Consider the following 26,165-nt stretch of genomic DNA (forward strand, 5'->3'; position numbering starts at 1 on the left):
TTGTTGTGGATAGAAAATTTTAGGAAAGGCCAACTCGTTTAATCAAAAAGAATTATGTTTTAGAAGAATTGTTATTTTCTTTGTGAATCATCTTAAAAATAGGTGCGATTTTATGGTAGAAATTGAAGTTGTCCAGGGTGACATTACCAAGCTGAAAGTGGATGTCATTGTGAATGCTGCCAACAGATCCTTGCTGGGTGGCGGAGGTGTGGATGGTGCCATCCATCGTGCAGCTGGCAGAGAGTTGGTGGAAGCGTGTCGGGTGTTTGGAGGTTGCGAAACTGGCGAAGCTCGAATTACTCCCGGGTTCAAGTTGCCGGCAAAGTTCGTGATTCACACCCCCGGACCCATCTATAACGATGGCCTTCATGGGGAGCCGGAACTGCTTCGGTCCTGCTACGAAAACTCCATGAAACTGGCTGAAGAAAATGGTTGCGAGACTGTGGCCTTCTCGGCAATCTCCACCGGAGTCTATGGCTATCCGAAAAAGGAAGCTACTGAAATTGCCATTCGAACTGTCCGCGAATTCACATGCAGTTCTGTGAAGAAAGTAATCTTCTGTTGCTTTGGTGAAGATATGTTGAAGATTTATCAGGAAGTTCTGAAGATGATGGCGCCTTGAACCGCCTGGAAGTAAGAAAAATATTTGAAGAAAATCTGTGCCAAACAAGCCTTCCTTTGCTAGATTTTTTTTGCAACAGGAAGGCATTTATGATTTCTGAAATTGCCCCTATTCTTGAAAAGTTGAGGGGTACTGAAGAATACGACATCCTGGTCGAGATGGATGCTGTTTATTCCCGGATTGAAGAAAAGCAACGGGAATGGTTTGAAAAGTCCAGGTTCACCTGTCCTCATGGCTGTGGCAAATGCTGTGAACATTTTGAGCCTGACTTGCTGGAAAGTGAAGCTCTTTACATGGCCGCCTGGCTATTGTGCAATCAGCCTGACGTAGCCCAGAATGTTGCCGAAGGGAAGTTTCCTTTGATAAATGTTTCACGTGAAACTTTTGCAACATTCCAACATTGCCCCTTCTTTCGGGAGGATATTTCGGGGACGGATCTTCCGGGACATTGCACTATTTATGGTGGCCGGGCATCCATTTGCCGTCTCTTCGGAGCTGCCGGATCTCGGGATAAGCATGGCAATGAAGTCTGGAAACCCTGCAAGTTTTACCCCGCAGAAGAACTTGCTGCAGTCAAGACTCTATCTGGTGAACCGATCCTTCATCGGCAATATACTGCAGAAGAAGTAAAGAATCTCTTTGGCATCCTACCTCCTGTCATGAGCGACATGATGGAGCAGGAAGAGACATTTACCCCCGACGATGATTCTTCAACATTAATCCACGATATCCTGCCTAAGTACATCCAGCGGTTAATGTGGATTGTGGATTTGAATTCTGGGAAAGGTTCCATATAAGAAAAAGCCTCCGCAAGATTTACTCAAAAAATGATTTTTCTTTTGACAATTCCTTTAGAAGAGCCGATATAATAAGTGAGGGTTGGTTACCCTCCCGTACTAGTCATACGGTTCTCCTTTGTTAATGGTTGGAAATCCCCGGGGCGAAAGCTCCGGGGATTTTTTTGCAGGTACAATCTCGCTAAATTATAGAAGGTTGATGAAGACAATTTCAGGTCGGTTGAATATTCTGGGAAGTCTTGTACTTTCCTTCGCAAGACCTCGACTTACAATCATGAGGGTCTCTTTCTTTTGGTGAATACCGCCCGTGTATTTTGGAAAGAATCCCTGATCTGGTGCATAAAATCCATCTTCGAGGAGAAGCGGTAGTCTCCATTGCCCACCGTGAGCATGGCCTGCGGTTACCAAGTCGAATCCGTATTCAGCGTATATATCCACAAGTTCAGGTCGGTGGGCTAGCAAAATGTTGTATTTACCCTTGTCCAGAAATTTCATTGTTGATTCGAGTTGAACTTTTAGGGAATCTAATCCGATGTATGTAGGATCGTCGATGCCGCATATATTGACGAGTTCATTGGACTTCTTGAGCTGTAAACAGTTTCCTTCTAAGACTGTCGCGCCGGCTTTTGTTGTTACTTCTTTTATGAAGTCCATTTGGCTGCTCCAGTATTCGTGATTTCCGGAGACGTAGAATGAGGGATACTTTTGGGAGACTGCCTGAATGAAATTAGCGGCAGTTTCTATGGGGAGATCGTCATCATAGATATCGCCACCTAGCAAAACAATGTCGGGCTGTTCGGCATCAATAAGCTCTAGAATAGGTTTTTCGTTCTCCCCATATTTGCAGGAGTGGAAATCAGTTATAAGGGCGATTCTTATAGGTGAATGAATTTTGCCTGTTTCTACGTTGTAGTTGGTGACTTGAATTCGATAGCTAAGAAAGAAAAATAATAGAAAAGCCAAAAAGAGTATGATGGCTATGATGAAAAGTTTTCGAATTCGCTTGGAGGTAAACATAAACCCAATATACAAAAAACGGGATGTTGGAGCACTTCGTGCGCTACATGCACATGTTCGGTCATGCCGGTGAGCAAGCTCCCTACCGCGACATTCGGCATTGGTTGGCATGCTTCGCATGCTACACTCTACGCCTCGGCAGTAAAAATACACAAGTGTATTTTTGTTGCTCTCGGCTTGATTGTGTTTCACGTGAAACCTTATGAGGCGAGAGAAGCAGAAAATTATTTATACGGTCAGTTCTACTAGATTGCCTTCGGGATCTTGAACCACACTTTCGTAGTATCCGTCTCCAGTGGTGCGAGGCTGTCCAACGACAGTGACTCCTTCAGCTTCCATCTTGGCGGTCAACTTATCCACCATTTCCTTGGACCCTAGGGACATTGCCATATGACACCATCCTAATTGTGTATTGGATATTGAAGATGCGATGTCGGTTCGGTGCATCACTTCAATGCGGGCTCCCCCATCAAAAGTAAGGAACCTGCTGGTGAAACCCTTGGCAGGGTTATGGTATTCCGGATGAACCGTAGCTTCCAGATACTTTTCATAGAAGGCGCAAACCTTCTCCATATCTTTGACCCAAATGGCAACGTGATCTATTTTCATAGGGTTAATATATAAATAATAGGGTGCTTCGGATTGGTTAAACTCCCCTGGCGTCGGGGTTCCAAATGATCTTGTGGAGCTGCACCTGGAACCTAACGTTGTTCCTTTTCATGGTCGCATTATGAAGAATCCAGTTGACCATGTCTTCGTATTTCATTGTCCCGAAGATGGGAGAAACATAGAAGGTAGGGAGCTTCAAACCGTCTCTGGCATATTCCGCTTCCATGGCCCCGATGACCCGGGCGGCATCCTGAAGATCTTCGTCGGAACCTACCACGAACTTCAAAACATCCTTCCCCCTGAGGGTCATCATGTTCTCTAGTTTCATCTTGGGCTGCATCCCGCTGGAGATACTTTTCCAATCCATGGTGCAAATGAGCTTTCTGATACCCTTTGGTTTGGGTTGGGTCCCATTGGTCTCGATATTGATTTCGTAGCCGGAATCATCCAATATTTTCAATAAAACTTTCACATCCTTGTGAATAAGTGGCTCCCCTCCTGTCAGGGTGACGAACTGGGTGTTGAAAGATTTGACCTTTTCCAACACTTCTTGGGGAGTCATATTCTGGAAGTCGTCCCCCTCCACGGCATACATGGAGTCACAATATTTGCATCGGAGATTACAACCGAACAGACGGATGAAGACGGCAGGGGCGCCTGTGCGGATACCCTCCCCCTCGATACTCAGGAAGATTTCAGAGATTTTCATAATGTACTACGGACAGTTTTAATCGATTTCGTATTCGGCAATATTGCCTTCGCTTTCCTGGACCGTCACCTTGTAGCAGTTGGGAATCTGGTCGCAGATCCACTTGGCCAAGTTTTCGGCGGTGGGATTGAAGTCCACCACGTCATTGATGTACTTGTGATCCAGCTGCTGGGAGATGATTTCCTTGGCGGCCTTGAAATCGATGACCATACCGTTGGCGTCCAAGGTCTTGGACTGGCAATATACGGTAATGATCCAGTTATGTCCGTGAAGATTCTGGCACTTGCTTTCGTAGTTCAGTGCCAGCTTGTGTGCGCCCGATACTTCAAAGCGCTTCATTATTCTGTACATGAGATACCTAGTTTTGTTTATAGACAGGATGGTTTTTCGAACTGTCCCGCGACTAAAGTGAGTGTCGCAGTGAATTGATGTTGAAAATATAGTAAATGTTTGCGTGTTGGCATGCTTCGCATGCTACACCCTGCGGTTTGGCTATAAAAACAAGCAAGCTTGTTTTTGCATCCAAACCTTGTGCGTGTTTGCTCCTTCGGAGCCAACTTGCTGCACCTCAGATATGCCGGTGAGCAAGCTCCCCGTCGCATCTTCGGTTTGCGTGTTGGCACTTGCAAGGTCCAAATATGCTCGTCGGGAGCAAGTGCTACATTCTTGGGTTCGGTCATGCCGGTGAGCAAGCTCCCCGTCGCGACTCTCACCCTGCGAATGTTTCACGTGAAACACAGCAAGGCGAAGCCCGCCAACAAAGAATACTACATTCCCCAAAAATTGAAGCGGATGTCGTAGTGTTTGGACAATGTAAAAGGAATGGTTTCGCCTTTCCATTGGATAGTTGCGGGTATTTCCCCATCTACGACATTGCCTTCTTCAGAAAGAAAATAGGCACATAAGTGGTCATATTTCCAATATGAACCCTTGTATTTTCCAAGAGAAGTAGTCAATACAGGACATTCATTGTCCTCTGTATCAGGCACTTTTATTTCAAGTGTAAATCCAGAGTTATGGAACCACGTCGGAATTATTGGTATGATAATGCCAGCTAGACCAATTCCCGAGTTGTATCTTTTTTCGTCAACATTCAGGTTTTCGGTGATTGTCCCATTTTCAGGTCTCCAGGATGTAGAGACATAAAGATGCGCACAAGAACAGAACTCAAAGCAAAATGCAATAATCAATAGTCGTAAAATAGTCTTCATATACATTCCTACTCATTATTTGCATTAGGCATCAGGATACCAAAATGGATGATAACCCCACCACTGTCTCTTTACAAAGAGGTATCGTTTTTCTTCCCCTTTGTGTTTTATAGTATATACTTGCTGCTTATCGATGGGTAACTTTCCATAATGACATAGGTCGTAGTGATTATTAATCCCGGTAATATCTTCCGGCTCGTTTTCCAAAATCTTTCCATAAAAAAGATCGTCGTTGGCGTATACCACAGGACATTCCTCACCTTTTTTAGCCCATATTACAAAGTCCCCTGTGTGGCGATCAGGATGTGGACCCTGATAATTTTCTCCCAAGGGAATAAATGGGATAAAAAAAATGAACCATGAGTTAGCAGTAGTTTTGGTGTAGTAATCCCAGATTTCGTAGTCGGTATTTAGTGATTTTGGATTACCTTCAAATGTACTTTCAGGTGGAATCACCTTACCATTATCATCCAATAAGTTGGGTTCGTACCAGATGAAGTTATGGTAAAGGGAGCAACCTTCCTGGCAAAACATACCTAGAAGCAAAATGAGAATGGTGAAAAATGAAGAGAAGGAAAATGCAGTGCGTTGCATAAAGTGGTCCCCCGATAACCACTAGTAATATATAAAAATTCCAGGAGGCTGATTCGTTCCTGGGACTTTTTAATCTCCTGAGGCCTGTGATGATTATATACTCGAGCCTTGAACCTCTACAGTTCCATAAAGAAGATCACGGCATCCACGAAACCCAGTTTCTTGTGGTTGAAAGCTCCGGGCAGTCGGCAAAGTTCCTTGAAGCCCAGGCTCTTCCACAGGTGCATGGCCGGCTCGTTGGTGCTGATGACGAAGTTGAACTGGATCGACTTGAATCCCATTTCGCGGGCGACCTTGATACAATCCTCGCCCATCTTGCGGCCGACACCCTTTCCACGGGTTTCACGTGAAACCATAAAGGAGGCGTTTGCCACATGGCTGCCTCGCCCACGGTGGTTCTGGATGATTTTGTAGAATCCCAGAATTTTGGAACCTGCGCTATCCTTGCCTGCGTCCGAGACGGTTTCTTCCATTACAAAGCTGGTGACGCCCTTTCCGAACCAGTAGTCGTATGCGTCCTGGTCGCTGGCGGTCTCCTCGAAATCGTATGTATCGCCGCCCTGAATCACTTCGCGGAAAATGGGCAGCATCTGGGGAAAATCATCAGGAGTAGCTTTACGAATTTGCATGATTAGTAGTTAGTAGGAAGTAGGCAGTGGTTGATCGCTTGCGCTCCCTTTGAACTATATAGTGGCGCTTCGCGCTTTTTATGTTATATAATATAGTAAGTGATATGCGTGCGAATGCAAAAAAGAATGTGTTTGTTAAATAATGTGTTCTAAAAACTCCATTATATATATATTAGTGTGGTCAAATGCCAAAAGACTGGATTCTTCGACTCCACTACGTTCCGCTCAGAATGACACTAGGGGTAGAACGCTAAGTATTTCAAACCTCAATGCATCCGCAGGATGCGACCTCTCACCTCAAACCTCAAAGGCCACAAAGTGGCCGACCTAAAAATATGGAAGAAGTAGTAAAGTTTCTCAAGGAATGTGGCGCCTATTTCCTGGCAACCGTAGACGGAGATCAGCCCAAGGTTCGTCCCTTCGGTACCGCTGAAATCTTCGAAGGCAAGCTGTATATTCAGACTGGCAAGTCCAAGAACGTTTCCCAGCAAATCGCTGCAAATCCCAAGGTCCAGATTTGCGCCATGAACAAGACCGGCGACCAGTGGCTCCGTCTCAGCGGCACCCTGGTGGAAGATGATCGCCTGGAACCCAAGGTTCACATGCTGGATGCCTACCCCAGCCTCAAGGCCATGTACAAGGCTGAAGATCCCAACACCCAGGTTCTCTACTTCAAGGACGCCGAGGCCACCTTCTGCAGTTTCACGGCTGCTCCCCGCACGGTGAAGTTCTAAAAGTGGATGTTGACGCCGAGTTTTCGGCATGGCGTAGTGTTGATAGATTATCCACTAGTAATTAACAATTTTGTTGTTTTATCCACGTTCAGAGATGAATGTGGATATTTTTATTAACAAATCATCTATTCACAGCCTTCTGTTATGAGTCCTCATTTTTATACAGATTGTGAATAGATTTGGTGAAAAAATTGAGATTTAATGCTGCGTTCTTTAAAAACTCGTTGAAAATCAAAAAGTTAGCGAAGTGTTTCACGTGGAACATTTATGCGTGTCTGTTGTTGATTTGTTGATAGTTTTTAAAACAGTCGTCAAAAGTCAAAAAATCTGCATGTTGATAAAATGTTTAATTTGTTGTTAAAAGACGGGGATAGATTATTCTTGTGAACACTCTATTCACATACCCCCAAAATACCCTGTTTATTAGTATATTTAGGTCATGGAAAAGATTCTTGATAATTCTGTCCGCGGTGGCCGCACGATTTTCTGGCTGAAAGTCATGCTGGGTGCATTTTTCGTAGTGTGCGCCCTTATGTTTGCGCTGGTGCGCGCTGGCGTGGCGGCAGTACCTGGAGACATGGACAGTACGTTGCCCATGACAATTTTAGTTCTGCTGCTGGGAACTTTTGCGGCAGGCCTTGCCCTGCTGGTGATTTTTGCTATCCAGGGGTGCTATTGGGTCGCCTGGATGTATCGCTCCGTGACGAACCTTCGAACTCTGGGTGCGACTAAACTTCATCCCTTGCTGGCGGTCATTCTCAGTGTCATCCCCTATGTGGGCATGCTGATCCATTCCCTAGTGTTCCGTGAGATGGTCCGGAAACTGGACGGCAAGCTGACGGAACTGGGTGTGGAACATCCAGAGGTTTCCATGAACAAGGTGGGCGCCTTTGCCGGACTTTACCTGATGAGCATTATTGCGCCCCTGGTGAATGATGGCCATGTCACTACGGCAATCGCCCTGGTGGTGGGCGTTGCGTCCATGGTCTGCTATATTTCCGCTTTGACCGTCTATGTCCAGCAGGAAAAATTACTGCAGGCGGCTGGCCAGGAAGAAATCATCCGCCGCAAGGTGGACGAGGTCCTGAAGCAGCGCGAGGCTACTTCAGGTAATTAGAATCTCGTCAACGGTAAATTTCGGGATTCTTGCTGCGGAAGCGGCGGTGGGTCCAGCCGTACCACAATGCGGGATTTTCTTGGATCCGTTCTTCCAGCCAGTTGCGGTAGGCGCCATCGATGATTGAACCATGGGCATTCTCCGGATGATTATGGTCATGCTGACGCAGGTCGGCATCGGCTGCACTTATTACGGAATCTTGTGGGTTCGTCTCGGATTCCAAGGCGTGCAGGATTTTACGGCTCCCCCGCTCCTCGATCCAGCAGAAAAATACGGGAGTGTCCGGGCGGTGTTTCAGCAGGAAGTCGGGAACGGGATTATGGCGGACTTTGCAGCCCAGGAAAGTTCCGTCAAGAGCGCTCCCGATTCTGCTATCCTGATCGGCCAGCAGGCAGAACAGCTGTTTTTGGCCGTTGCAGTCAGGTGCGTTACCATCCAGTAGGTTCAGAAATTCCCGAGGCGTCTTGGCGTCGATGGAATAAGGCCGCCCGCGGACGCATCTCACTTTTTCGTAGACGTAGCGGTTCAGCCATGCGGGCTTCAGCGGGATGAAACTTGCCTTCAGCGGGACGCCGAGGGCACATAGCCAGGCGCCGCTAGCTTCGTAGTTTCCGTAGTGTGCCGTCAGGAAGATTCCGCCCCTACGCATCTTCCCGATGGTGGTTGCCGCACCCTCCGCAAGTTCAAAACTTTTACCGCCGACTTTGCAGGGATACTGGTCGCAATTCTCAGGCAGCTTCTTATAGGTGTCGAAACAGAACAGCAACTCCCCCACATGGCGGGTCAAGTTCTTCAGCATCCTTTTGTAGAGATTGCGATTCTGCTGCGGGTCATGCTGAACTTGTTTCAGCATGACGTCCTGTACATACTTCAGATTCGCTTCCACCGTCTTTTTCTTCCAGCCGCAAGTGAGCAGAACCGCGTAGGCGGCACTTGCAAAAATACGGGCTGAAATTTGACCGAGGAGGCTCATTAGTTCTTCTGTATTTCCAATTTTCTGAAACTCTCGTAGTGGTCCGCAGTATAATATATAACGCAGCCGCTCTGGTAAATCAATCTCTTTGTCCCGCGACTTGCCATGTTACCATAGTCCACATCGGCTTCGTGGTATTTGCCCTCGGGTAACAGTTTTTCATTGTTACTAAAATTGTCTCCCCCGATCATGACGCCCAGGGTTTTCCAGGGGTTGAAATTCCACTTGCTGAAGGTGTTCCCCGTGGAACTTTCGTAGAGTTTTTGCCCTTCCCCTTTATTTACATAGTTTTGCGGGAGCTTGTCGAATCTGCAGAGATATGCCGCCACGGAATCTCGTGCGGTGTATTTGCCTGATTCCTCTACAGCATCATAGATATTTTGGGATGTTTCGCTTGGGGAACCGGGTTCCTCGTCTTCTGTAATCGTATTTTCAGTAGGCGTGCTACATCCGACAAAAAAGCTGTTGACAAACAGGCTTGCAAGTATGATATAGATGTATGCGGTTCTCATATCGCAGAATATAGCATTTGAAATACTGAATGGTCTTTTCTATCTTTCGCACCAAGGAGATCATTATGGCAAAAAGAGAAAGGCTGGTTATTGCCGGCAACGCCAAGGGCTCCGCGAAAGCCGCCTGCGATTCCGCGAAGGAATCCACGGCCATGCGCGCCCTACGAATCGATGGCTCCTGTAACGGACGAACCCTCCGTACCAGAGTCATCAGGAACAAGAAACTCTACAACCGGAACTTTAAGCACAAGAAGTCCTTCGCCGATGCGGGGGACTTCCCTTTTTTATGGACTTTTTTTCCAGGACGAAGGATTTATGGCTCTCAAAACAAACTTTTGTTACTATTATTTAGCACAAATTTTTTTTACGGCTTGTGATTATTAGTTTATCTTCAAGTGGTAATTTTAGGAAAGGAGAAAACAATGGCTACATCTACAAAACCTAAGGCAAAGCTTGTTATCGCAGTTTCTGGCGGTGGCGCTCTGGGCATTGGCCCTCTGCAGTTCATGCGCCGTCTGGAAAAGGATCTGGGCAAGCAGCTGGGTGATATTTCTGTCGCATTTGCCGGTACCTCCACCGGTTCCATTATCGCTGGCGCCCTGTGCCGCGGCCTGGATGCCGAAACGGTCTACGGTCTCTACCGCGAAAAGCTCCCCAAGATCTTCAAGAAGAAGAAGAACCTGGGCGTGCTTTCCTCTGACTACGTGAAGTACGAAAACGCTGGCCTCAAGGAATCCCTGTACGAAATCTTCGGTAACAAGAAGATGAACGAATTCCCCAAGCCCATCTACATTCCCACTACCTTCATGAACGGCGAAAGTGTGGAAAAGGTCTGGGACCGTAACGACTCCTGGATGGACCAGGCTTTTGCCATCATGTCCAGCTGCTCTGCTCCCACTTATTTTGATTCCCTGTCCATCAAGCAGGGTAGCAAGACCTGCTACTACTGCGATGGCGGCATGTGGGCGAACGACCCCATCATGGCCCTGGAAGCAGGTATGAAGAAGTCCGGCGAAGTGGAAAACTTCAAGATCCTTTCTTTCAACACAGGTATGCTCGTCCCCAACAACAAGCCCAAGAACTTTACCGCGGTGGGCTGGCTTTCCTACATCATGGATAACTGGATTGCCCGTACCGGTAACGCCAACCTGTTCGAAGCCCGTGCAAACCTGGGCAAGGAAAACATTTTCCGCTGCGAACCCAAGGTGGAAAAGTCCTACCCCATGGATGACCTGAAGAAACTGGACGAAGTTTCCAATATTTGGGACGAATACTACGAATCCGTGAAGGCCGACGTCATCAAGTTCGTGAAATCTACCCTCTAATTTTGCTGTATACGCAGAATGTCTACAAATCCCTCGCTTTGGCGGGGGATTTTTCTGTCCTGTCCAGATTTAACTATATTTGCACCCATGGCTTTATGCATAGAAGATAATCATCTAGAAGCGGTCCAGCGTATTCTCAGCCTTCATTTCGAGGATATGGAAGTCTGGGCCCACGGATCCCGTGTCACAGGCGTCGATCTTACGCCCGATACGGAGCTGGAACTGGTGGCGATTTCCGAAAGACCTCTTTCCGTCGAAGTCATGACTGCGGTGGAAAAGGCATTCGTGGATAGCGGACTTCCCTTCCGCGTCGACATCATGGACTGGGCCAAATTGCCTGAATCCATCCAGAAGCAAATCAAGAAAGAACACGTTGTGATTCAGTCCGCAACGGAACAGTAGCCCTATGAAAATTCTCTTTCCCCTGATTCTTGTCGCGACACTTGCGACTACCCTCTTTGCCCAGGACGAAGTTTCCAAGGCCAAGGATTTTATTAGAAACGGTGACTGTGATGGTGCAGTGAACGTCCTGCAGAAGGTCTACAAGTCCAGCTTCAGCAAGTCCGCCGGCGAAAAGGCCGCCGTGATGCTCACCGAATGCTACATGCGCGACCACAAGCGCGACGAAGCCAAGCAGATTACCTCCAAGTTCCTGGAATACTACGTTTCCTCCGACTACCGTGAACGTATGGAACTGGCAAACGCCATCGTGACTGTGGAACAGGGCGCCCCCTATGATGGTGTGGAAGCCATGCTTCGTATCCTGGCTTACTCCAAGAATCCTGCTGCCCGCTCCCGCACCAAGGACGTGGTGATCAAGGTCCTTGCCGCTTCCCTCCTGAATGCCGACCAGCTTCAGTCCCTCGTCGAAAAGTATCCGGTGGACAAGGAAGTCGTCGGCTGGATCCAGCTGCAGATTGGCCGCGAATGCCAGAACGCCAAGCGCTACCGTGGCGCCCGCTACTGGTACAAGAAGGTGGCTGGCAACGAATCTTCCGAACTGGCGGAAACCGCAAAGCGCGGTCTTGAATCCCTGGAAGGCCAGAATGCCGGCACTCCCACCATCCTGGTTCTTGCTCCCCTTTCCGGTGACTTTGCCGAATTCGGTGCCGAAGCGATCCAGGGCGTTCTGCTGGCTTACGAACAGGCCGGCCTCAAGGGCAAGGTCAACATCCGTACTGCGGACTCCCGTGCAGACGCCTCCCAGGCATTGCTCCGTACCCAGCAGGCTATTCACCAGGATAGCGTCATTGCCATTATCGGTCCCATCATGAGCGGTCCGGCTGCTGCCGTTGCCGCCTGGCTTGGCACCAACCATCAGTACATCCCCATGCTCACTCCTACCGCTACCGATGACGGTATCGCCAAGATGGGCCCCAATATTTTCCAGGTCAACGTGACCATGGACTACCTGGCCCAGAGCATCGCTGACTTTGCGACCAAGTGCCTGAACATCCGTGAATTCGGTATCATGAGCCCGCTGGGTGACTACGGTGCTTCCGTGTCCCGCAGCTTTACCCAGGCAGTGGAACGCCGTGGCGGTGACGTGGTCGCCTTCCGTAACTACGAAGAAGGCCGACCGGACTACAAGACCGAATTTGACATGCTCCGCGATGTCCGCTTCAAGCAGCTGAACCGCCGCCTGAACATCAAGCGCGGCGCATCCGACCTGAACGCTCCCAACGCCAAGTTCAACAAGAAGGAAAGCGATGTGGACTTCCCGGGTCTCCTGATTGCCGCTACCAACCCCAGCGATGCAGGCCTCATGGCTAGCCAGTCCGCATTCTACCAGATCTCCGGCACTCTCCTGGGTACTTCCGGCTGGTATGGTCGTGACTTGCTGGTAACCGGCAAGAACCTGGTGGAAGGCGCCTACTTCAGCGTGCCTTCCCTGGACATGGACGATTCCAAGGATGCCTTCAAGGCATTCGCCAAGAGCTTCAAGGAACGTTGGGGTGCAGAACCTGCCGACGACAAGGTCAGTGGCCTGAGCTACGATGCGGCAAACATCATCTTCAAGTCCATGAACTCTGACATGAGCCTGACCAAGACCTTGAACAACAACAACGAGTTCAAGGGCGTGTATGGCAACATCAAGTTTAGACGTGGCGCCAACGTGAACACCAAGATCGTGACCGTCACCAAGGGCAAGTTCGAAGTTCTGAACGGCTGCCCGGAAAAGACTGACAAGAAGTAATCGACTTCTACTGACTGGAGTGTAAGAAGAGACCCCGCGGCTAACCGTCGCGGGGCTCTTTGTTTCTAGGAGGAGAGAAGTTCGTTTGGGCTAGTCTTCGTAGCCGCAGCCGATGGAAGCCGCGACAAAGTCCGGGGACTCGCCGTTTCTGTACAGGACGTGGAGCGTATCGTCGTCCACCACGTCGTCCAGGTTAACGCCGCTGGTGGCGCTCAGTTCTTCAGCGATCCTGGTCTTAAAATTCTGGAAACCAGTATGGATCATGTAGAACGACAGTGCGGATGTTCTATGGAGCAGTTTCATAAGACCTCCGTTAGAAATCAAGACAGAATGTCAACAAAACTAAACACAATGGTTTGTGAATTGTTGATACGTTGTGAAATCCTTGATAATAGTATAGGTTTTTATAACCGAAATTCCAGAAAAAAAGGAAAATGTAAGTAACTGGCCTAAGAAACGCAAACGGGATCCGCCTGCAATTTTTCGGTACAAATGAATGGGTACTGCATTTTAACCCGTTGAAATACAACGACTTATCGAATTCGGACCCGGCTAAATCGGCATTTTGCACCACAGGGGGAACCTATTCTATTTTGGAATAGAAACAGGCCTGAAAAGTCCCGGATTTTACCCACAGGAGCAATCCGTTATTTGTGAATAAACTGTTTAAAAGAAAAAATAGGCACAACTTATCAACAATCCGGACGGAAGTCTTCCCTATTCTGTAAAGGCTAAAACTTTTGTAAATTTGGGAGACGATGAAAAGAGCAATCGCCCTCGTACTGATGGTCCTTACGATGGTCTTCGCCGAAGAAGCGAAGCCCTCCCTGGCGTTATCCGAAAGCCAGATGGCCTTGTGGGACAAGGTTACTTCCCTCACCGTGTCCTTAAAGTATGGAGAGGCCATGGAAGCCGCCAAGCAGTTCCGCAAGGTGGACGATGGCGCCGGCTGCGTTCTGGAAAACGTAGTACGCATCAGCATGTATGACGACAAGGGTGACACCACCGCCCTACTCAAGGCGGGCAGGCAGCTGGAATCCTGCAAGGCGGAAGGCCTGTGGGAGGCTCTCCGCAAGTTCGAGTTCGGCTACGTCCAGACGGAGACCGGACATTCCGTGAAGGGCGCCATGACTACACGCTCCGCCGCCAAGATGTTCGAGGAATCCGACGAGCTGGACGCCAAGGCATTCTTCGCCATCTACGCCTACTATATTGACCAGAGCTTTAGCTGGCTTCCCTTCAAGTCGGATAACCGTGCGGCCTATCTCAAGACCCTGGACGAAGCCTCCCTCAAGTCCACCCGCTTCTGGCTGCTGTTCCTGACACCCCTTGTGTGGATGTATTACGACAAGGAAGATTTCGCCACAGGTCTCAAGCTTTGCGACCGCGGGCTGTCCAAGGCCCCGAACCATCCGGTACTCCTCCAGATGAAGGCCGACATGCTCTACCGCATGAAGCGTTACAATGACGCCGCCAGCATATACGAGGCAAGTGCCGTAAGCTACGAGAAACGCACCGGCAAGTCTATCCGCTACTGGTGTGCGGTGCTGAACCTGATCCGCATCTATCACGACGGTGGCAACCCGGAAAAGTCCGGCGCCTGGAAAAATAAGCTGGACGATCCTTCCTACAAGGCCCTGGAAAACTGGATGCCCGGCTCCCTCATGAGTGACCTGAAGAAGCGCGACCTTCTCTAGCCACTTCACTTGTTAAAATAATTTATCAAAAATAGTCCGTACAAACGGGTGTATCACAACGTGTTATAGGTATAAACTTAACACGGAGTTAGTATGCCGCAAAAAGCGCTACGGATTGGATTCTTTCTGGATGGTTATACACTTAAGAAGGTGAACGAATATTACAGGGTTCACCACAGGTACCATTCCAATGTGGATTTCAGGGGATTGAAGAGCTGGCTGGAAATGCACCTGAGCAAGGTGTTTGCCGATGGCGGCCGCCCCATCGAGATGGAATGCCATTATTATCACCCTCACAGGAATCCCCATATCTACGGTAGTTCCGTCAGCGGGGTGCTGAAGCTGGAACACGAACTTTGCACTGCCGGATTCCAGGTCCATTACAGCAACATGACCGAGGACAACGGCATGATGGGACCGAATCTGGGCTTGATGGAGGACGCGCTCCTTATCGCCTCCTATCACAAGATGGACATTGTGGTACTGCTCAGTACCCAGGGCCAGTATGCGCCGCTTCCCGATAGGCTCCGTATGATGGGGGTGCCTACGGTGCTTCTGGGATGGGACTTCGTGTATCCCAAGGGCAAGAGCGCCGTCCGCTGGAAGACGGATTCCTGCCTTAGGGAGTATTGCGCCCACTACGTGGCCATGGAGAAGGTGATGGATATGGACCCGAAGTCGGACCAGCCGCCCCGTGGCTTCTTCTTTCAGAAGGAAAGGAACTTTGACCGCAAGCGGGATCCCATGTGGCGCGATACTGTTACAAAACTCAGGCGGCAGTTTCCGTCCTGTGCCAAGCAGGCCTAAAACGACAAAAAAATCCCGCCTTGGAGGGCGGGATTTTGAAGACCGGTGTAAGCTTCGGCTAAAGCTTGTCCATCTGCTTCCTCTGCCAGTCGCTGAGGAAAGTCCAGGTGACGCGCAGGCCGATGCAGAAGGTGTCGCCATCGTTGTCCGTATCGTACTTGCGGTTGCCCAGGTCGTCGGACAGCAGCACGCCTTCCACATCCAGTTCGTTGTAACGGATGTAGCGGTAACCGGCGTAGAGGCCGATTGCGATGGGATCCAGTTCCAGGCGGAGTTCCAGTTCTGCAGCGAAGGTGCTTGCGAAAGTGCTGTAGTAGCGGTCACGAGCATCGGCGGTGTTGCTTCCGTCGGTAACGGTATAGTCGGATGCAAAGTGGAAGTTGATCAGGTTGAATCCGATGCCGACTGCGGGAATCAGGTTGATGAAGGTGGATTCGCCAAAGAGCTTCCAGCCGAACATCCAGTCAACGCCATAGGAGAACCACTTGACGTCGTACAGGGGGAACTTTACGGCGTCGCCAGAAGAGCTTTCGTCCAGCGGGGTTGCGCTATAGCTTGAAGCCGGGCGTTCGGAAACCTGGGTCGGCATGAAGTTGATGTCCATCCAGGTGAGGAACTGCTTGTACTGGGCACCTACATTTACGTGGAGACCCATGTAATAATCGTCGAAGCGGCCGTACTTGGAAGTGGGCTTTCCGCCATAAAGCTGGGAGGTGGAAGAATCACCAGGTGCAGTATACTGATGCTGGCCATTGTAGAGGGCGGTCTTGTTCACATAGCTCTGGAACTCGTCCGTCATCAGGCGGTAGTCGGCACCAAAGGAAATGAAACCACGGACGTGGTCCTTTTCATAGAAACCGTTGTCTTCTTCGGCGAAGGAAACGGGTGCAAGTGCCAGGACGCTAAGGACTGCAGCTTTCAAAAAAGAGGTTATCTTTGTTTTCATAGCAAAAAAAATACATTAAGTTTTGAACTTTTGCAGTGAATTTTTTCATAAGGCGTTAAAAATCAACGATTTACGAGTGTTTGGAGGCTTTGAGGTGTTGAATATTTGTGGAAAAATGGGGGCGTGGACCATGGTTTTGGTCCTGCTGGTTATGCTGGTTGGTTGCGGGAACGATAAGGCCCGGGCAGAAAAGGGCGGGGGAGAAATTTCCTGCAGGGACCACCTCTACGGCAGGAACGTTTATAAAATGGTGATTTTTGACGAGTATTTTCCGTCGGAATTGTCCAAGTTCCTTTCTCCAATGATGGCTTTGTCTATTGAGAACGACTGTGATGGAGAACGGGCCGTATTGATTCGTTCTGTTGTGGGGCGGGATACCTTGGACAAGATTTTTGTGCTTAGGGATTCTGCGGCCATGGCGGAGAATAAGCCGTTACCTCCAGATATTGCCGATGCCAAGGTTTTGCGTTACCCCCTTGAACGAGTGGTTGTCCTTTCGTCTGCGCAGATTGGCTACATGACCCGCCTTGGCCTGGAAGATCGTATTGTGGGTGTTGGGGAAGGAAAGTATATTGCGGATTCTACTTTGTATGCAAAGGTCGCCGCGAAGGAGATTGTGGAAATTGGATATGGCAATGCTGCCGATTATGAAAAGCTTATGGCCCTGAAGCCAGACCTTGTGATGACCTTTGCCACGGGCGGCGGCCAGGATGACTACGAGCGCATGGAAAAGCTTGGCCTGCCGGTAATGCTGACGCCGGAGTGGCGCTCCAGTAGTCCAGTCACCAAGGCGCGCTGGCTTGAACTTTACGGGGTGATGTTTGGCGTAGAGGAATTGGCAAAAGCCGAATTGTTGAAGAGTGAGTTGGCCTACGGTACCGTTTATGCTAGTGCAGATTCGGGCTCGTCAAAGCCCTGCCCTCGTGTACTTGCGGGCATGAGCTACGGAGGTGTGTGGTATGCTCCTGGTGGAAACAGCTACACGGGCAATCTCATCAAGGATGCTGGCGGTTGCTACCTGTGGGCTTCCGACACCACCCGCGAATTGAAGCTGACCATTGAAGACGTGATGGCCCTGGCTGATTCCGTAGACATCTGGATCAATCCGGGCATGTTTGGATCGCCTGAGGAAATTCTCGCAGCTGAACCTCGTGCCGCCCATATCAAGGCTTTCAAGAACAAGAGGGTGTTCCAGAACGATGGCCGCAAGGGGCCCGGCGGCGGAAATGATTTTTATGAAAGTGCGGTGGCCCGGCCTGCCGAATTGCTTTGGAATTTGAAGAAACAGTTTGGCACTGCTCCGGAAGTTTTACCCAAAACAACCCTAGGGAAGCCAATTAGGCCTATTTCCGTAGATACTTCCTTTGAATGGTACCACAATATTTTCTAATATTGATAGTATGATGAAACCTCACACAGGTATTGGCGACTGGATCGCGGCGAACTACGAGATGGGTACCCCCTTCTTGCAGCAGGTTCCCCGTGACTGTGCCGACTATTTGCTTTTGAATGCCCAGATTCGTGAATACGATGCTGGTGACGTGATTATCAATGGCGGGACCATTGGTGATTCATTCTGTGTGCTTCAGAGTGGCCGCGCCTTCATTTGCGGTCAGATTCTTCCCGACGGTCATTACAACACCTTGGCTGCAGTTGAGGCTGGCGCCTGCTTTGGCGAAATGTCCATCATCTGTAACGAGCCTACCAGCAATACGGTGATCGCCGCCGAAGACGGTTGCACCGTACTTCACATTCCCCGTGATGAATTCGTGAAGTTCCTGGACAAGAATCCCAACATCATGGTTTACCTGTACAAGGTGGTGGCTGACCGACTCCGTGCCAAGAACCAGGCCTTCGATGAATTCGAACGTCTGTCCCTGTTGGCCTCCGGCAAGGTGCTCCCCTTTATCGATTTTGCCCAGACCATGGAAAAGAGCCGCATCACCGGTACGGTCCTTTTCGAATGCAATGGCGAAAGCGGCTTTATTGCATTCCGTGACGGACGTATCTGCTGCGCCAAGTGTGGCAAACTGGCAGGTCCGGATGCATTTGAAAGGCTCCTCTCCTGGGGTGACGAAACACTTTACAAGCTTGATACTCACTTGATGCCCGAAGTCGTGAATATCAACCAGATGACTGATACTACCAGTCTCATTCTGGACGCTTTAAGAAATATTGATGAAAAACAAAGTGCACAGCACTAGCTGGCACGACACAAGTGCCCCGTATAGGGCAAAGGAAAAAAAATGAACTACGCAGACGCTGGTGTATCTCTGGCCCGTGCAGACGAAGCAATGGTCGGAGTCAAGAAGTCCGTCCGTACCACCTTTAACGAAGGCGTTCTCGGTGACGTAGGCAACTTCGGTGGCCTGTTCACTCTGAACCACCTGGGCATGAAGGACCCCGTTCTCGTCAGCTCCGTTGACGGTGTCGGTACCAAGCTGAAGGTCGACATCGAAATGGGTACTCATACCCTTCCTGGCCAGGACATCGTGAACCACTGCTGCGACGATATTCTCGTCCAGGGCGCACGTCCCCTGTTCTTCCTGGACTATGTGGCTACCGGCCGTCTGGAACCGGGTGTCATGGACCAGCTGGTTGCAGGTATGGCCAAGGCCTGCCGCGAAAACGGTCTCGTTTTGATCGGCGGTGAAACTGCTGAAATGCCGGGCTTCTACGGTCCGGGTGACTACGACATCTCCGGTACCATCGTGGGTGTGGTTGAACGCGAAAACATCATCGACGGCAAGAAGATCAAGCCGGGTACCATCATCCTCGGTCTCCCGTCCACCGGTCTTCACACCAACGGCTACTCTCTGGCCCGTAAGGTTCTCTTCGACGTTGCCGGCTACAAGGTCGACACTCCGCTGGAAGGCACCGACATGACCATCGGCGAAGCTCTCACCATGCCGCACCGCAGCTACTACCCGAGCCTCATCGATCTCTGCAACAAGAAGATCATCCAGGGTCTCGCACACATCACTGGTTCCGGCTACCAGGGCAACATTCCCCGTATCCTCCCGGACAACGTTGATGTTATCATCGACCGTACCTCCTGGGATCCGTCCCCGATCTTCAAGCTCATCCAGAAGGAAGGCTCCGTGGAGAAGGACGAAATGTACTCTACCTTCAACATGGGCATGGGTATGTTGATCTTCATCGACCCGGCTGACAAGGCTGAAGTGGTTGCCCATCTCGAAGCCAAGGGCGAAAAGTGGGTGCAGGTCGGCGAAGTCGTCGAGGGCTCCAAGACCGTCAAGTTCAAGGACTAGTTAAGTTGCAAAGGGCGGGGCTGTTCCCCGCCCTCTGGACTCCCACCCCAGCTAGCCTGCTGATGAGTTCCTCGATAGGGAACGTTTTCGGCTAGCGAGAGTCAGGTTGGTTCGGGGCTGTTCCCCGCCTTTTTCATTGGGTTTTAAAAAGGTCCGCGCGTATGCACGGGCCTTATTTTGTTTGTAAAAAACGAAAATCCTTTGATTAGATAGAAAGAGCTGTCCACTACTTGTCTTCAAAGCGGTAGGTGGTGCCTAGCAAGGTGACATAGTCTGCCCTGGCGTAGGATTCGTTTACCTTGAAGCTCATGTCAAAATTGCATACGCAGTTGGCCTGGGGGCTGCTGTCCTGAAGGTCGATAATCAAGGTCATGGTCTTGGCAACGAGGTCTAGCTTGTAGTCATAAGTAAAGCTGACCTGGTCTGGATCCATGCCGCAGTTTGCCGATACATTGGGAATGGTGATCTGATATAGATTCTTGCCTATTTCTTCCCTTTCGGCATATGTTTCCTTGTACAGGCTGTTGGTAAGTACATCATCCGCAGAGTTGTCCTTGCAAGTGCTGATGGTAAACTTGGAGGTACGTTCCTTTTCTTCCCTGGAGTATTCCGTTACCAACTTGAGGTCTTTTCCTCCAACGAGAACAGTAGTTGCGCTTGCTTCCTCTTCACTGACGTCAAAGATGAAATCGCAGGTGTTCATGCAGCTTGCCGGAATGCCTTCCGAAACGAGACTGAGGTTCAGGGTGTCTCCCTCCAGATAGCTTTCGCTGTGGGTGCCCTTGGAATAGCAATAAAGTTTTTGATTCCTGACTTCGATCTTGTAGGAACCATTTTCCTGGTATAGGCGAGCCTCCGAAATGCCGTACAATTCGGAAAAGTCGTAATTGTCGCAGTTCTCCACATCAAAATCGCTGACTCTCTTGCCGTTGGGGGAGCCGTTTCCCGAGGTGGTATCGCTGTGGTCACAGGCGGTCATGGCAAATGCGCAAACCAGGATTTCCACGGTAATTAGATGAAAAAAGCGTCTCATATTGTTCCCTTTTGTCCTTACAACCCTAAAGTAAACTGTAAATGAAACGAAAATTGGCTAAAATAGAGTAATTTTGCTAATTTTAATGATTTTTGATTAAAAATTATGTTTAAATGATACAATCTGTTCTATATGCGTCGGAGTACGCCATGGGAACATTTTAATCTTTCAAAAAGGTTCCAACTGTTTGAATTTCAACGTGTTGAGTATATCTTTAACTCAAAATGGTAAGGCGCCGTGTTTGGTGTAGTGGCGCTATGAGGTTTTTATGAAACATCTTTTCTATAAGACTTTGGTGGCAGGTGCCGTGGCCATGGCTGGCCTGGTAGCCTGCGGTGACGATTCTGGTTCCGGTAATCCGTCCTTGCCGTCCGGAAACAATACCTGTGCGGGCATCGTCGCAACGGAACAGGTTTCTGTAATTGACCTAGGTACTGCAAAGCTCCTGGTCTATCCTATCGGCATCGAAGGTTTGGGCAAGGTGACTCTTGCAGATGGCACTCCGTTCGGTAGCTACGATGGTACAAATATCTATGATCTTAACGGCACGGTCTACATGGAAGCGGGCTATGCTGATATGCAGAACAAGTGCGCTGCTACCGCTACGATCGATCCGGGTACTGGAGAAGTTTTTCCCAACTCCTCTGCAAGCGTCCCGGGTACCGATCCTGTTCCTGCATCTTCCGCAACGGTTCCTGGTATTGATCCCGTTCCCGGCTCTTCCGCAACTATTATTCCTGGCATTGATCCTGTGCCCGGTTCTTCCGCAACGGTTCCCGGCACCGATCCTGCTCCGGCAAGTTCTGCCGCCCAGGAAGTCCCCAAGGATGAAAACGGATTCCCCACCATCGAATCCTACGGCGCTCCCCCCGCAGAATATACCAAGGAAATCCAGAACAATGGCAAGACTGGCTGGAGCTCCCGTTACTGGGACGCCTGTAAGCCCCATTGCTCCTGGCTCAGCAGCGTCGATACCACCAGCGAGGAAACTTACCAGGCTGGCATGACCGTTGCCCGTAACTGCAATATCCACGACGTGGAAGTTCCCGCCTTTACCCTGGGTCATGCAGTTCAGCAGTACTGGATGGGTTACGAAGGTACTCCGAGCGCCTGTGTTAACGAAAATGCCGGCGGTACCTATACTTGTACCGACATGGCTCCCATCGCCCTGAACGATACCCTTGCCTATGGCTATGTGGCTGGCTCCGGCGAATTGTACAAGTATGGTTGCGGTAAGTGCTATCACTTGCAGTTTAACGGCGGTAACCACGCCAATGACGTAAAGGCGACCCACAAGGCTCTCAAGGGAAAGCACATGATCGTCATGGTTTCCAACATCGGTTACGACGTGGAAGCAGGCCAGTTCGACATGATGGTGCCGGGTGGCGGCGTGGGCGCATTCAATGCTCTTTCTACCCAGATCGGCGTTCCTCCTAGCGGCCTTGGTGCAGGCAACGGTGGTTTCCTGACTGAATGCCAGAGCAAGCTTGGCTGGGACAACACTGTAGAAAAATATCAGCAGTGCGTGATTGAAAAGTGTGAAGAAGTATTCAGTCAGTGGCCCAACTTGCTGCGCGGCTGTAAGTGGTATGCCGAATGGTACATGACTGCAGACAATCCCACCTTCAACTGGGAAGAAGTGGAATGCCCCCAGTACCTGGTGGACCATTACATTACCAACATCAATACTACCAAGGACAACCGTTATCGTTGGCGTGACGACTGGTCCGATTACAAGACTGGCGATGAACTCGCCACTCAGGAATGTCTGAACGACGAATATCCTCAGGGTTGCGCTCCGTAATGAAATATCCTTTTGCTAAAAGCTTTGTGGCGATCAGTGCGTTGGCTGTTGCAGGTCTTGTGGCCTGCGGCGACGACAATCCCTCTAATCCGGGACAGGGGAGTTCCCTTATTCCGGAAAGTAGTTCCGCTACTATTTCCCAGAATCCCAATACTTCCAGTTCTGTTCCCGGTCAGGTTGTTCCTGGCGTAAGCAGTTCCTCTGGAAATGTTGTCCCTGGTTCTAGTGCGGCAGTTCCTGGTTCCAGCGCAGTGGCGCCTGCCTCCAGTGATTCCCAGCCGGGTGTTATCCCCGCAAGTTCCGCTACCCAGGTGGTTCCTAAGGACGAAAACGGTTTCCCCACCTTGGAATCCTATGGCGCTCCCTCCGCCTTATATACCAAGGACATTTCCGCAACTGCAAAGCGCGGCTGGAACACCCGTTACTGGGACGCCTGTAAGCCTCACTGCTCATGGCTCAGGGAAAACGAAAACGACGTCACACGTGCGGATCGTACTTCCAATGAAACTTACGCTGCGGAACTTATGACGGCCCGTAACTGCAACATTCACGACGTCGAGGTTCCCACCTTTACGCTGGGTAACGTAAGCAAGGCCTGGCTGGGTTACGAAGGTACCCGAAGCGCCTGCGGCGACGAAAAGGAAGCCGGTGTCTTTACCTGTACCGACATGGCTCCCATTGCGGTGAACGATACTCTGGCCTACGCCTATGTGGCAGGCACCGCCGACAGCAAGTGCGGTAAGTGCTATCACCTGCAGTACGATGGTCATTTCAAGGATGAATTCGAGATGAATCCGCCCAAGGCTACCCATAAGGCTCTTAAGGGTAAGCATCTGGTGGTGATGGCCTCCAACATCGGTATGGATGTTGCCGGCGGTAATCCCGACCTTCCTGCAGGTCAGTTCGACTTGATGGTGCCGGGTGGCGGCGTGGGCGCCTTTGACGCTCTTTCCACCCAGGTGAACGGCAAGAACGTGAACTGGGGTGCAGGCTTTGGCGGCTTCCTTACGGAATGCCAGAAGAACACCAATTGCGGTACCGAAGGTTCCCTGGATTGTTACCAGACCTGTGTCAAGGACATGTGCGATGCAGCATTCGGTAACGCAGGCCTTCCCAACCTGCTCCGCGGTTGCCACTGGTTTGCCGACTGGTACATGGCTGCCGACAATCCCACCTACTACATCGAGGAAGTGGAATGTCCCCAGTACCTGGTGGACCACTACGTAACCCGCATCAATACCACCATCGAAACCAACATCAAGAAGCGTACCGACTGGTCCGATTTCAAGGAAGGCGATGTGCTAGATACCTTGCACTGCTGGAAGGCTGGTGAAGCTCCTGCAGAACCTGGTGGATGGCAGAATCCCAGCGCTGGTTGCGACGTACCCCAGTAATCCAAGCTTTTAAAAACTCGTGGAAAAATCCGCGAGTTTTTTTGTGCAGAACTTGGTCTAGTATCCGCTTTTTATATTTTGTAGTAGAGGTTAGGTGATGCGTAACGTTCTTTTTATTCTTCTTTTACTGCCCATTGTTCTGTTCGCTCAGACGGACTGGAGCAAGTCTCCCTATGATCAGCCTTCTGTTGAAATCCAGAATTACGAGACGGCCGCTCCCGATGTGGAAAAAATACAGGAGCCTGAAAACCAGGTGGTTCTTATTGAAGGCTTTGATAAGGGGTGGTTCAGCACAGGGCTTCTTGGAAGCAAGGTCTACATCATGGATGGGGATACGGTCCGTTACGACAGGTTTGAATCTCTCGTTTCTGGTATGCCTAAGGCCAAGGAGGAGCTGAGTTCCTCTAAAAACTGGGGGTATGCTGGAATCATCTTTGCATTGGTGGCTGTCGTTGGCGTGAACGTGTGGGCTTATGGTTCCGATGATGTGGCTACCGGTGGGGCCATCGCCACCTTGGGGGGATTTTTCCTGGAAGGCTACTGTGTTCGCCAATCCAACAACCATTACAACACCGCCGTCGATATTTACAATGCCCTCCAGAGAGGGGATGAGGTGCCCACGCCTTCCGATGTCTGGGGCGATTAAGGTGCCATGACGATGTGGTCAGCCATGTCCACAAATAGCGTTTAAAATTTAGGCGATCTCTTCAAATAAAATTATTTTTTAAGGGCGTCGTTCAAGGGATGGACGGTCGCCTTGTTGTTTTGGAGATTGGTGTATGATAAATTTTGAAGCACGCGGTTTTGCCGCAGGTTTGGGCTGTATTGCTGTTCTCGCCGCCAGCGCCTTTGCAATTACCCCCAACCCGAATTTAAGCATTGGCAAGAACCTGTATGTTGACGGCGCCGTCAATTCCAACCAGAAACCTGGAACTTATACGGATGGCCATCTGGATGCTAACCAGATTGCATCTGTTAGTGATTTTGCCTTGAATGTGGGGAAGCGACCTTCCAAACTTTTTATCACTTGGGAAACACGTGGTGATGAAGCCTGGCTTGGAGATAGATATGTGCAGGTGCAGTCTTCCTGTATCCATCATCATGCAAAGGGATCCAGCCTTGAAAATTTTAAGGTCATGACTTCCTCCAACTCCACTAACGGTGTGGACGGCGACTGGGAAACGGCTGCGGAAGTGGGGGAGAGCGGTGCCATGAGCCGTGGGCTCGCAATTGATTTTGCAGGCAAGTCCTGGTTTAGAATTGTGACGGATAGCCCTGTTGCCAACCTGGAAGAGATTGGCGCTTATGATATGAGCAATGGCGGTGACGATACCTGGTTCTTCCTGGGTACAAGCATTACCCAGATGGGAATGAAACAGTCCGAGGTGGATTCCAGTTTCGCCCAGCTGATCCACGCCCGTTATCCGAAATATTATCCCGTGATGCTGCGAGGCGGCGTTGCCTGCGTTACCTCTAGTGGCGTGGTGGATGGTCTTGCATCTTACAGCGAGTATGCAGGTAACGTAAAGTACTGGGCAATCGAGATGGGAACGAATGATGCCTGGGGTGGTAGCGATTACAATCTGGAAACCTTCAAGGCGAACATGCAGGACATTATTGACGTTGCCAAGCGGAACGGCGCTACTCCCATTATTGCCCGCATGATGGCTACCAATCCCGAAGTTGCCGGATGGCAGGTCCACGAGGATTATTTGAAGGCGATTGAGGAACTGACGGAAGAGAACCATTTGCCGAAAGGGCCTGACTTTTTTGCCTATTTTTCTAATCATCCCGAGGAACTGATTGGGGGAAACGATGGTGTGCATCCTAATGAAGTAGGGGCCGCCAGCATGCATCGCCTGTGGGCGGAAGCCATGGCTCCGCTGTATGAATCAGGCTCTGTTTCCGATGAAGGAATTGATTCACGACGAGTTCGTTTTGAGATTCCTGAAATTCGTGTGACGGGAAAGTCCATTGCTGTAACGGGGCTGCAGAACAACCTGCAGATGACTGTCATGGACGTAATGGGGCATGCGGTGGAAAACCGTAACCTTCCTGCGGGTCACTACCTGGTGGTCATTCGTGATAACGGATCTTCTTACTCCACGAAAGTGACTGTGAAATAAGAAAAAAAAGGTTTACCAAAAAAGAATTTCACTTGCTTCA

The 26,165-nt window shown here is 50.0% G+C and carries 28 protein-coding genes and 1 pseudogene; 17 read left to right on the forward strand and 12 right to left on the reverse strand.

Annotated elements, in window-relative coordinates; genetic code table 11:
* Positions 1–112 precede the first annotated feature (112 nt).
* The gene (locus tag BGX12_RS08820; RefSeq protein WP_109735704.1) at positions 113–622 is read left to right on the forward strand and encodes an O-acetyl-ADP-ribose deacetylase; all 510 of its coding nucleotides are present in this window, start codon (positions 113–115) and stop codon (positions 620–622) included.
* A gap of 89 nt (positions 623–711) precedes the next feature.
* On the forward strand, positions 712–1,419 hold the full coding sequence (locus BGX12_RS08825) for a YkgJ family cysteine cluster protein (protein WP_109735705.1): 708 nt from the start codon (positions 712–714) through the stop codon (positions 1,417–1,419).
* A gap of 186 nt (positions 1,420–1,605) precedes the next feature.
* Here the strand turns inward: BGX12_RS08825 and BGX12_RS08830 are convergent, their stop codons facing one another.
* From BGX12_RS08830 to BGX12_RS08860, 7 genes are all read right to left on the reverse strand, one after another.
* Complete coding sequence (locus BGX12_RS08830) at positions 1,606–2,436, reverse strand: metallophosphoesterase (RefSeq protein ID WP_158278210.1); 831 nt, start codon at positions 2,434–2,436, stop codon at positions 1,606–1,608.
* 228 nt (positions 2,437–2,664) lie between these two features.
* Positions 2,665–3,045, reverse strand: a complete 381-nt coding sequence (locus BGX12_RS08835; protein WP_109735707.1) for a VOC family protein — start codon at positions 3,043–3,045, stop codon at positions 2,665–2,667.
* Positions 3,046–3,082: 37 nt separating this feature from the next.
* Positions 3,083–3,754: a radical SAM protein gene (locus BGX12_RS08840; protein WP_109735708.1), complete on the reverse strand. Its 672-nt coding sequence runs from the start codon at positions 3,752–3,754 to the stop codon at positions 3,083–3,085.
* Between the two features lie 18 nt (positions 3,755–3,772).
* Positions 3,773–4,105, reverse strand: a complete 333-nt coding sequence (gene queD / locus BGX12_RS08845) for a 6-carboxytetrahydropterin synthase QueD (RefSeq protein ID WP_109735709.1) — start codon at positions 4,103–4,105, stop codon at positions 3,773–3,775.
* 416 nt (positions 4,106–4,521) lie between these two features.
* Positions 4,522–4,965: a hypothetical protein gene (locus BGX12_RS08850; RefSeq protein WP_109735710.1), complete on the reverse strand. Its 444-nt coding sequence runs from the start codon at positions 4,963–4,965 to the stop codon at positions 4,522–4,524.
* A 24-nt stretch (positions 4,966–4,989) separates the two neighbouring features.
* Positions 4,990–5,559, reverse strand: a complete 570-nt coding sequence (locus BGX12_RS08855; RefSeq protein WP_109735711.1) for a hypothetical protein — start codon at positions 5,557–5,559, stop codon at positions 4,990–4,992.
* 116 nt (positions 5,560–5,675) lie between these two features.
* Positions 5,676–6,188: a GNAT family N-acetyltransferase gene (locus BGX12_RS08860; protein ID WP_109735712.1), complete on the reverse strand. Its 513-nt coding sequence runs from the start codon at positions 6,186–6,188 to the stop codon at positions 5,676–5,678.
* A gap of 335 nt (positions 6,189–6,523) precedes the next feature.
* On the opposite strand from BGX12_RS08860, the gene BGX12_RS08865 reads away from it, so the two are divergent.
* Complete coding sequence (locus tag BGX12_RS08865) at positions 6,524–6,922, forward strand: pyridoxamine 5'-phosphate oxidase family protein (protein WP_109735713.1); 399 nt, start codon at positions 6,524–6,526, stop codon at positions 6,920–6,922.
* 439 nt (positions 6,923–7,361) lie between these two features.
* On the forward strand, positions 7,362–8,039 hold the full coding sequence (locus tag BGX12_RS08870; protein ID WP_109735714.1) for a hypothetical protein: 678 nt from the start codon (positions 7,362–7,364) through the stop codon (positions 8,037–8,039).
* A 7-nt stretch (positions 8,040–8,046) separates the two neighbouring features.
* Here BGX12_RS08870 and BGX12_RS08875 read toward each other — a convergent pair whose 3' ends face one another.
* Positions 8,047–9,012: a lysophospholipid acyltransferase family protein gene (locus BGX12_RS08875; protein ID WP_109735715.1), complete on the reverse strand. Its 966-nt coding sequence runs from the start codon at positions 9,010–9,012 to the stop codon at positions 8,047–8,049.
* Positions 9,012–9,524 (reverse strand): ribonuclease domain-containing protein, encoded by a 513-nt coding sequence (locus BGX12_RS08880; RefSeq protein WP_109735716.1) that lies wholly within the window; start codon positions 9,522–9,524, stop codon positions 9,012–9,014. The genes BGX12_RS08875 and BGX12_RS08880 overlap by 1 nt, the downstream gene beginning before the upstream one ends.
* A gap of 65 nt (positions 9,525–9,589) precedes the next feature.
* Here BGX12_RS08880 and BGX12_RS08885 point away from each other — a divergent pair, with 65 nt between their 5' ends.
* The 4 genes and pseudogenes from BGX12_RS08885 to BGX12_RS08900 all read left to right on the forward strand — a co-directional run bounded on the left by BGX12_RS08885 (position 9,590) and on the right by BGX12_RS08900 (position 13,046).
* Entirely contained in the window at positions 9,590–9,901 is a 312-nt protein-coding gene (locus tag BGX12_RS08885; RefSeq protein ID WP_146196295.1) for a hypothetical protein, read from the forward strand.
* 45 nt (positions 9,902–9,946) lie between these two features.
* Positions 9,947–10,501, forward strand: a pseudogene (locus BGX12_RS16110) (patatin-like phospholipase family protein); the annotation flags it as partial.
* Between the two features lie 435 nt (positions 10,502–10,936).
* Positions 10,937–11,251 (forward strand): nucleotidyltransferase domain-containing protein, encoded by a 315-nt coding sequence (locus tag BGX12_RS08895; protein ID WP_109735719.1) that lies wholly within the window; start codon positions 10,937–10,939, stop codon positions 11,249–11,251.
* 4 nt (positions 11,252–11,255) lie between these two features.
* Complete coding sequence (locus BGX12_RS08900; RefSeq protein WP_109735720.1) at positions 11,256–13,046, forward strand: penicillin-binding protein activator; 1,791 nt, start codon at positions 11,256–11,258, stop codon at positions 13,044–13,046.
* Between the two features lie 90 nt (positions 13,047–13,136).
* On the opposite strand, the gene BGX12_RS08905 is transcribed toward BGX12_RS08900, so the two are convergent.
* The gene (locus BGX12_RS08905; protein WP_109735721.1) at positions 13,137–13,349 is read right to left on the reverse strand and encodes a hypothetical protein; all 213 of its coding nucleotides are present in this window, start codon (positions 13,347–13,349) and stop codon (positions 13,137–13,139) included.
* 455 nt (positions 13,350–13,804) lie between these two features.
* On the opposite strand from BGX12_RS08905, the gene BGX12_RS08910 reads away from it, so the two are divergent.
* Positions 13,805–14,743, forward strand: a complete 939-nt coding sequence (locus BGX12_RS08910) for a hypothetical protein (RefSeq protein ID WP_233246332.1) — start codon at positions 13,805–13,807, stop codon at positions 14,741–14,743.
* Positions 14,744–14,836: 93 nt separating this feature from the next.
* Entirely contained in the window at positions 14,837–15,550 is a 714-nt protein-coding gene (locus tag BGX12_RS08915) for an NYN domain-containing protein (RefSeq protein ID WP_109735722.1), read from the forward strand.
* Between the two features lie 58 nt (positions 15,551–15,608).
* Here the strand turns inward: BGX12_RS08915 and BGX12_RS08920 are convergent, their stop codons facing one another.
* Entirely contained in the window at positions 15,609–16,496 is an 888-nt protein-coding gene (locus tag BGX12_RS08920; protein WP_109735723.1) for a hypothetical protein, read from the reverse strand.
* A gap of 130 nt (positions 16,497–16,626) precedes the next feature.
* Here BGX12_RS08920 and BGX12_RS08925 point away from each other — a divergent pair, with 130 nt between their 5' ends.
* The 3 genes from BGX12_RS08925 to purM are packed head-to-tail and all read left to right on the forward strand — an operon-like array spanning position 16,627 to position 19,768.
* The gene (locus BGX12_RS08925) at positions 16,627–17,886 is read left to right on the forward strand and encodes an ABC transporter substrate-binding protein (protein ID WP_158278211.1); all 1,260 of its coding nucleotides are present in this window, start codon (positions 16,627–16,629) and stop codon (positions 17,884–17,886) included.
* A gap of 10 nt (positions 17,887–17,896) precedes the next feature.
* Positions 17,897–18,700 carry a cyclic nucleotide-binding domain-containing protein gene (locus BGX12_RS08930; protein ID WP_233246333.1) on the forward strand — a complete coding sequence of 268 codons (804 nt, stop codon included), beginning with the start codon at positions 17,897–17,899 and terminating at the stop codon, positions 18,698–18,700.
* A gap of 42 nt (positions 18,701–18,742) precedes the next feature.
* Positions 18,743–19,768 (forward strand): phosphoribosylformylglycinamidine cyclo-ligase, encoded by a 1,026-nt coding sequence (gene purM, locus BGX12_RS08935; RefSeq protein WP_109735725.1) that lies wholly within the window; start codon positions 18,743–18,745, stop codon positions 19,766–19,768.
* Positions 19,769–19,994: 226 nt separating this feature from the next.
* Here the strand turns inward: purM and BGX12_RS08940 are convergent, their stop codons facing one another.
* On the reverse strand, positions 19,995–20,801 hold the full coding sequence (locus BGX12_RS08940; protein WP_109735726.1) for a hypothetical protein: 807 nt from the start codon (positions 20,799–20,801) through the stop codon (positions 19,995–19,997).
* 268 nt (positions 20,802–21,069) lie between these two features.
* Here BGX12_RS08940 and BGX12_RS08945 point away from each other — a divergent pair, with 268 nt between their 5' ends.
* The 4 genes from BGX12_RS08945 (at position 21,070) to BGX12_RS08960 (ending at position 26,125) form a co-directional block, all read left to right on the forward strand.
* A complete protein-coding gene (locus BGX12_RS08945) occupies positions 21,070–22,605 on the forward strand; it encodes a glycosyl hydrolase family 5 (RefSeq protein WP_109735727.1) in 1,536 nt (511 codons plus the stop codon).
* A complete protein-coding gene (locus BGX12_RS08950) occupies positions 22,605–23,999 on the forward strand; it encodes a glycosyl hydrolase family 5 (RefSeq protein WP_109735728.1) in 1,395 nt (464 codons plus the stop codon). The genes BGX12_RS08945 and BGX12_RS08950 overlap by 1 nt, the downstream gene beginning before the upstream one ends.
* Positions 24,000–24,096: 97 nt before the next feature.
* Complete coding sequence (locus BGX12_RS08955) at positions 24,097–24,645, forward strand: hypothetical protein (protein ID WP_109735729.1); 549 nt, start codon at positions 24,097–24,099, stop codon at positions 24,643–24,645.
* Between the two features lie 133 nt (positions 24,646–24,778).
* A complete protein-coding gene (locus tag BGX12_RS08960; protein ID WP_109735730.1) occupies positions 24,779–26,125 on the forward strand; it encodes an SGNH/GDSL hydrolase family protein in 1,347 nt (448 codons plus the stop codon).
* The last annotated feature ends 40 nt before the right edge of the window (positions 26,126–26,165 follow it).

Source organism: Fibrobacter sp. UWR4 (genome assembly GCF_003149045.1).
Lineage (GTDB): Bacteria > Fibrobacterota > Fibrobacteria > Fibrobacterales > Fibrobacteraceae > Fibrobacter.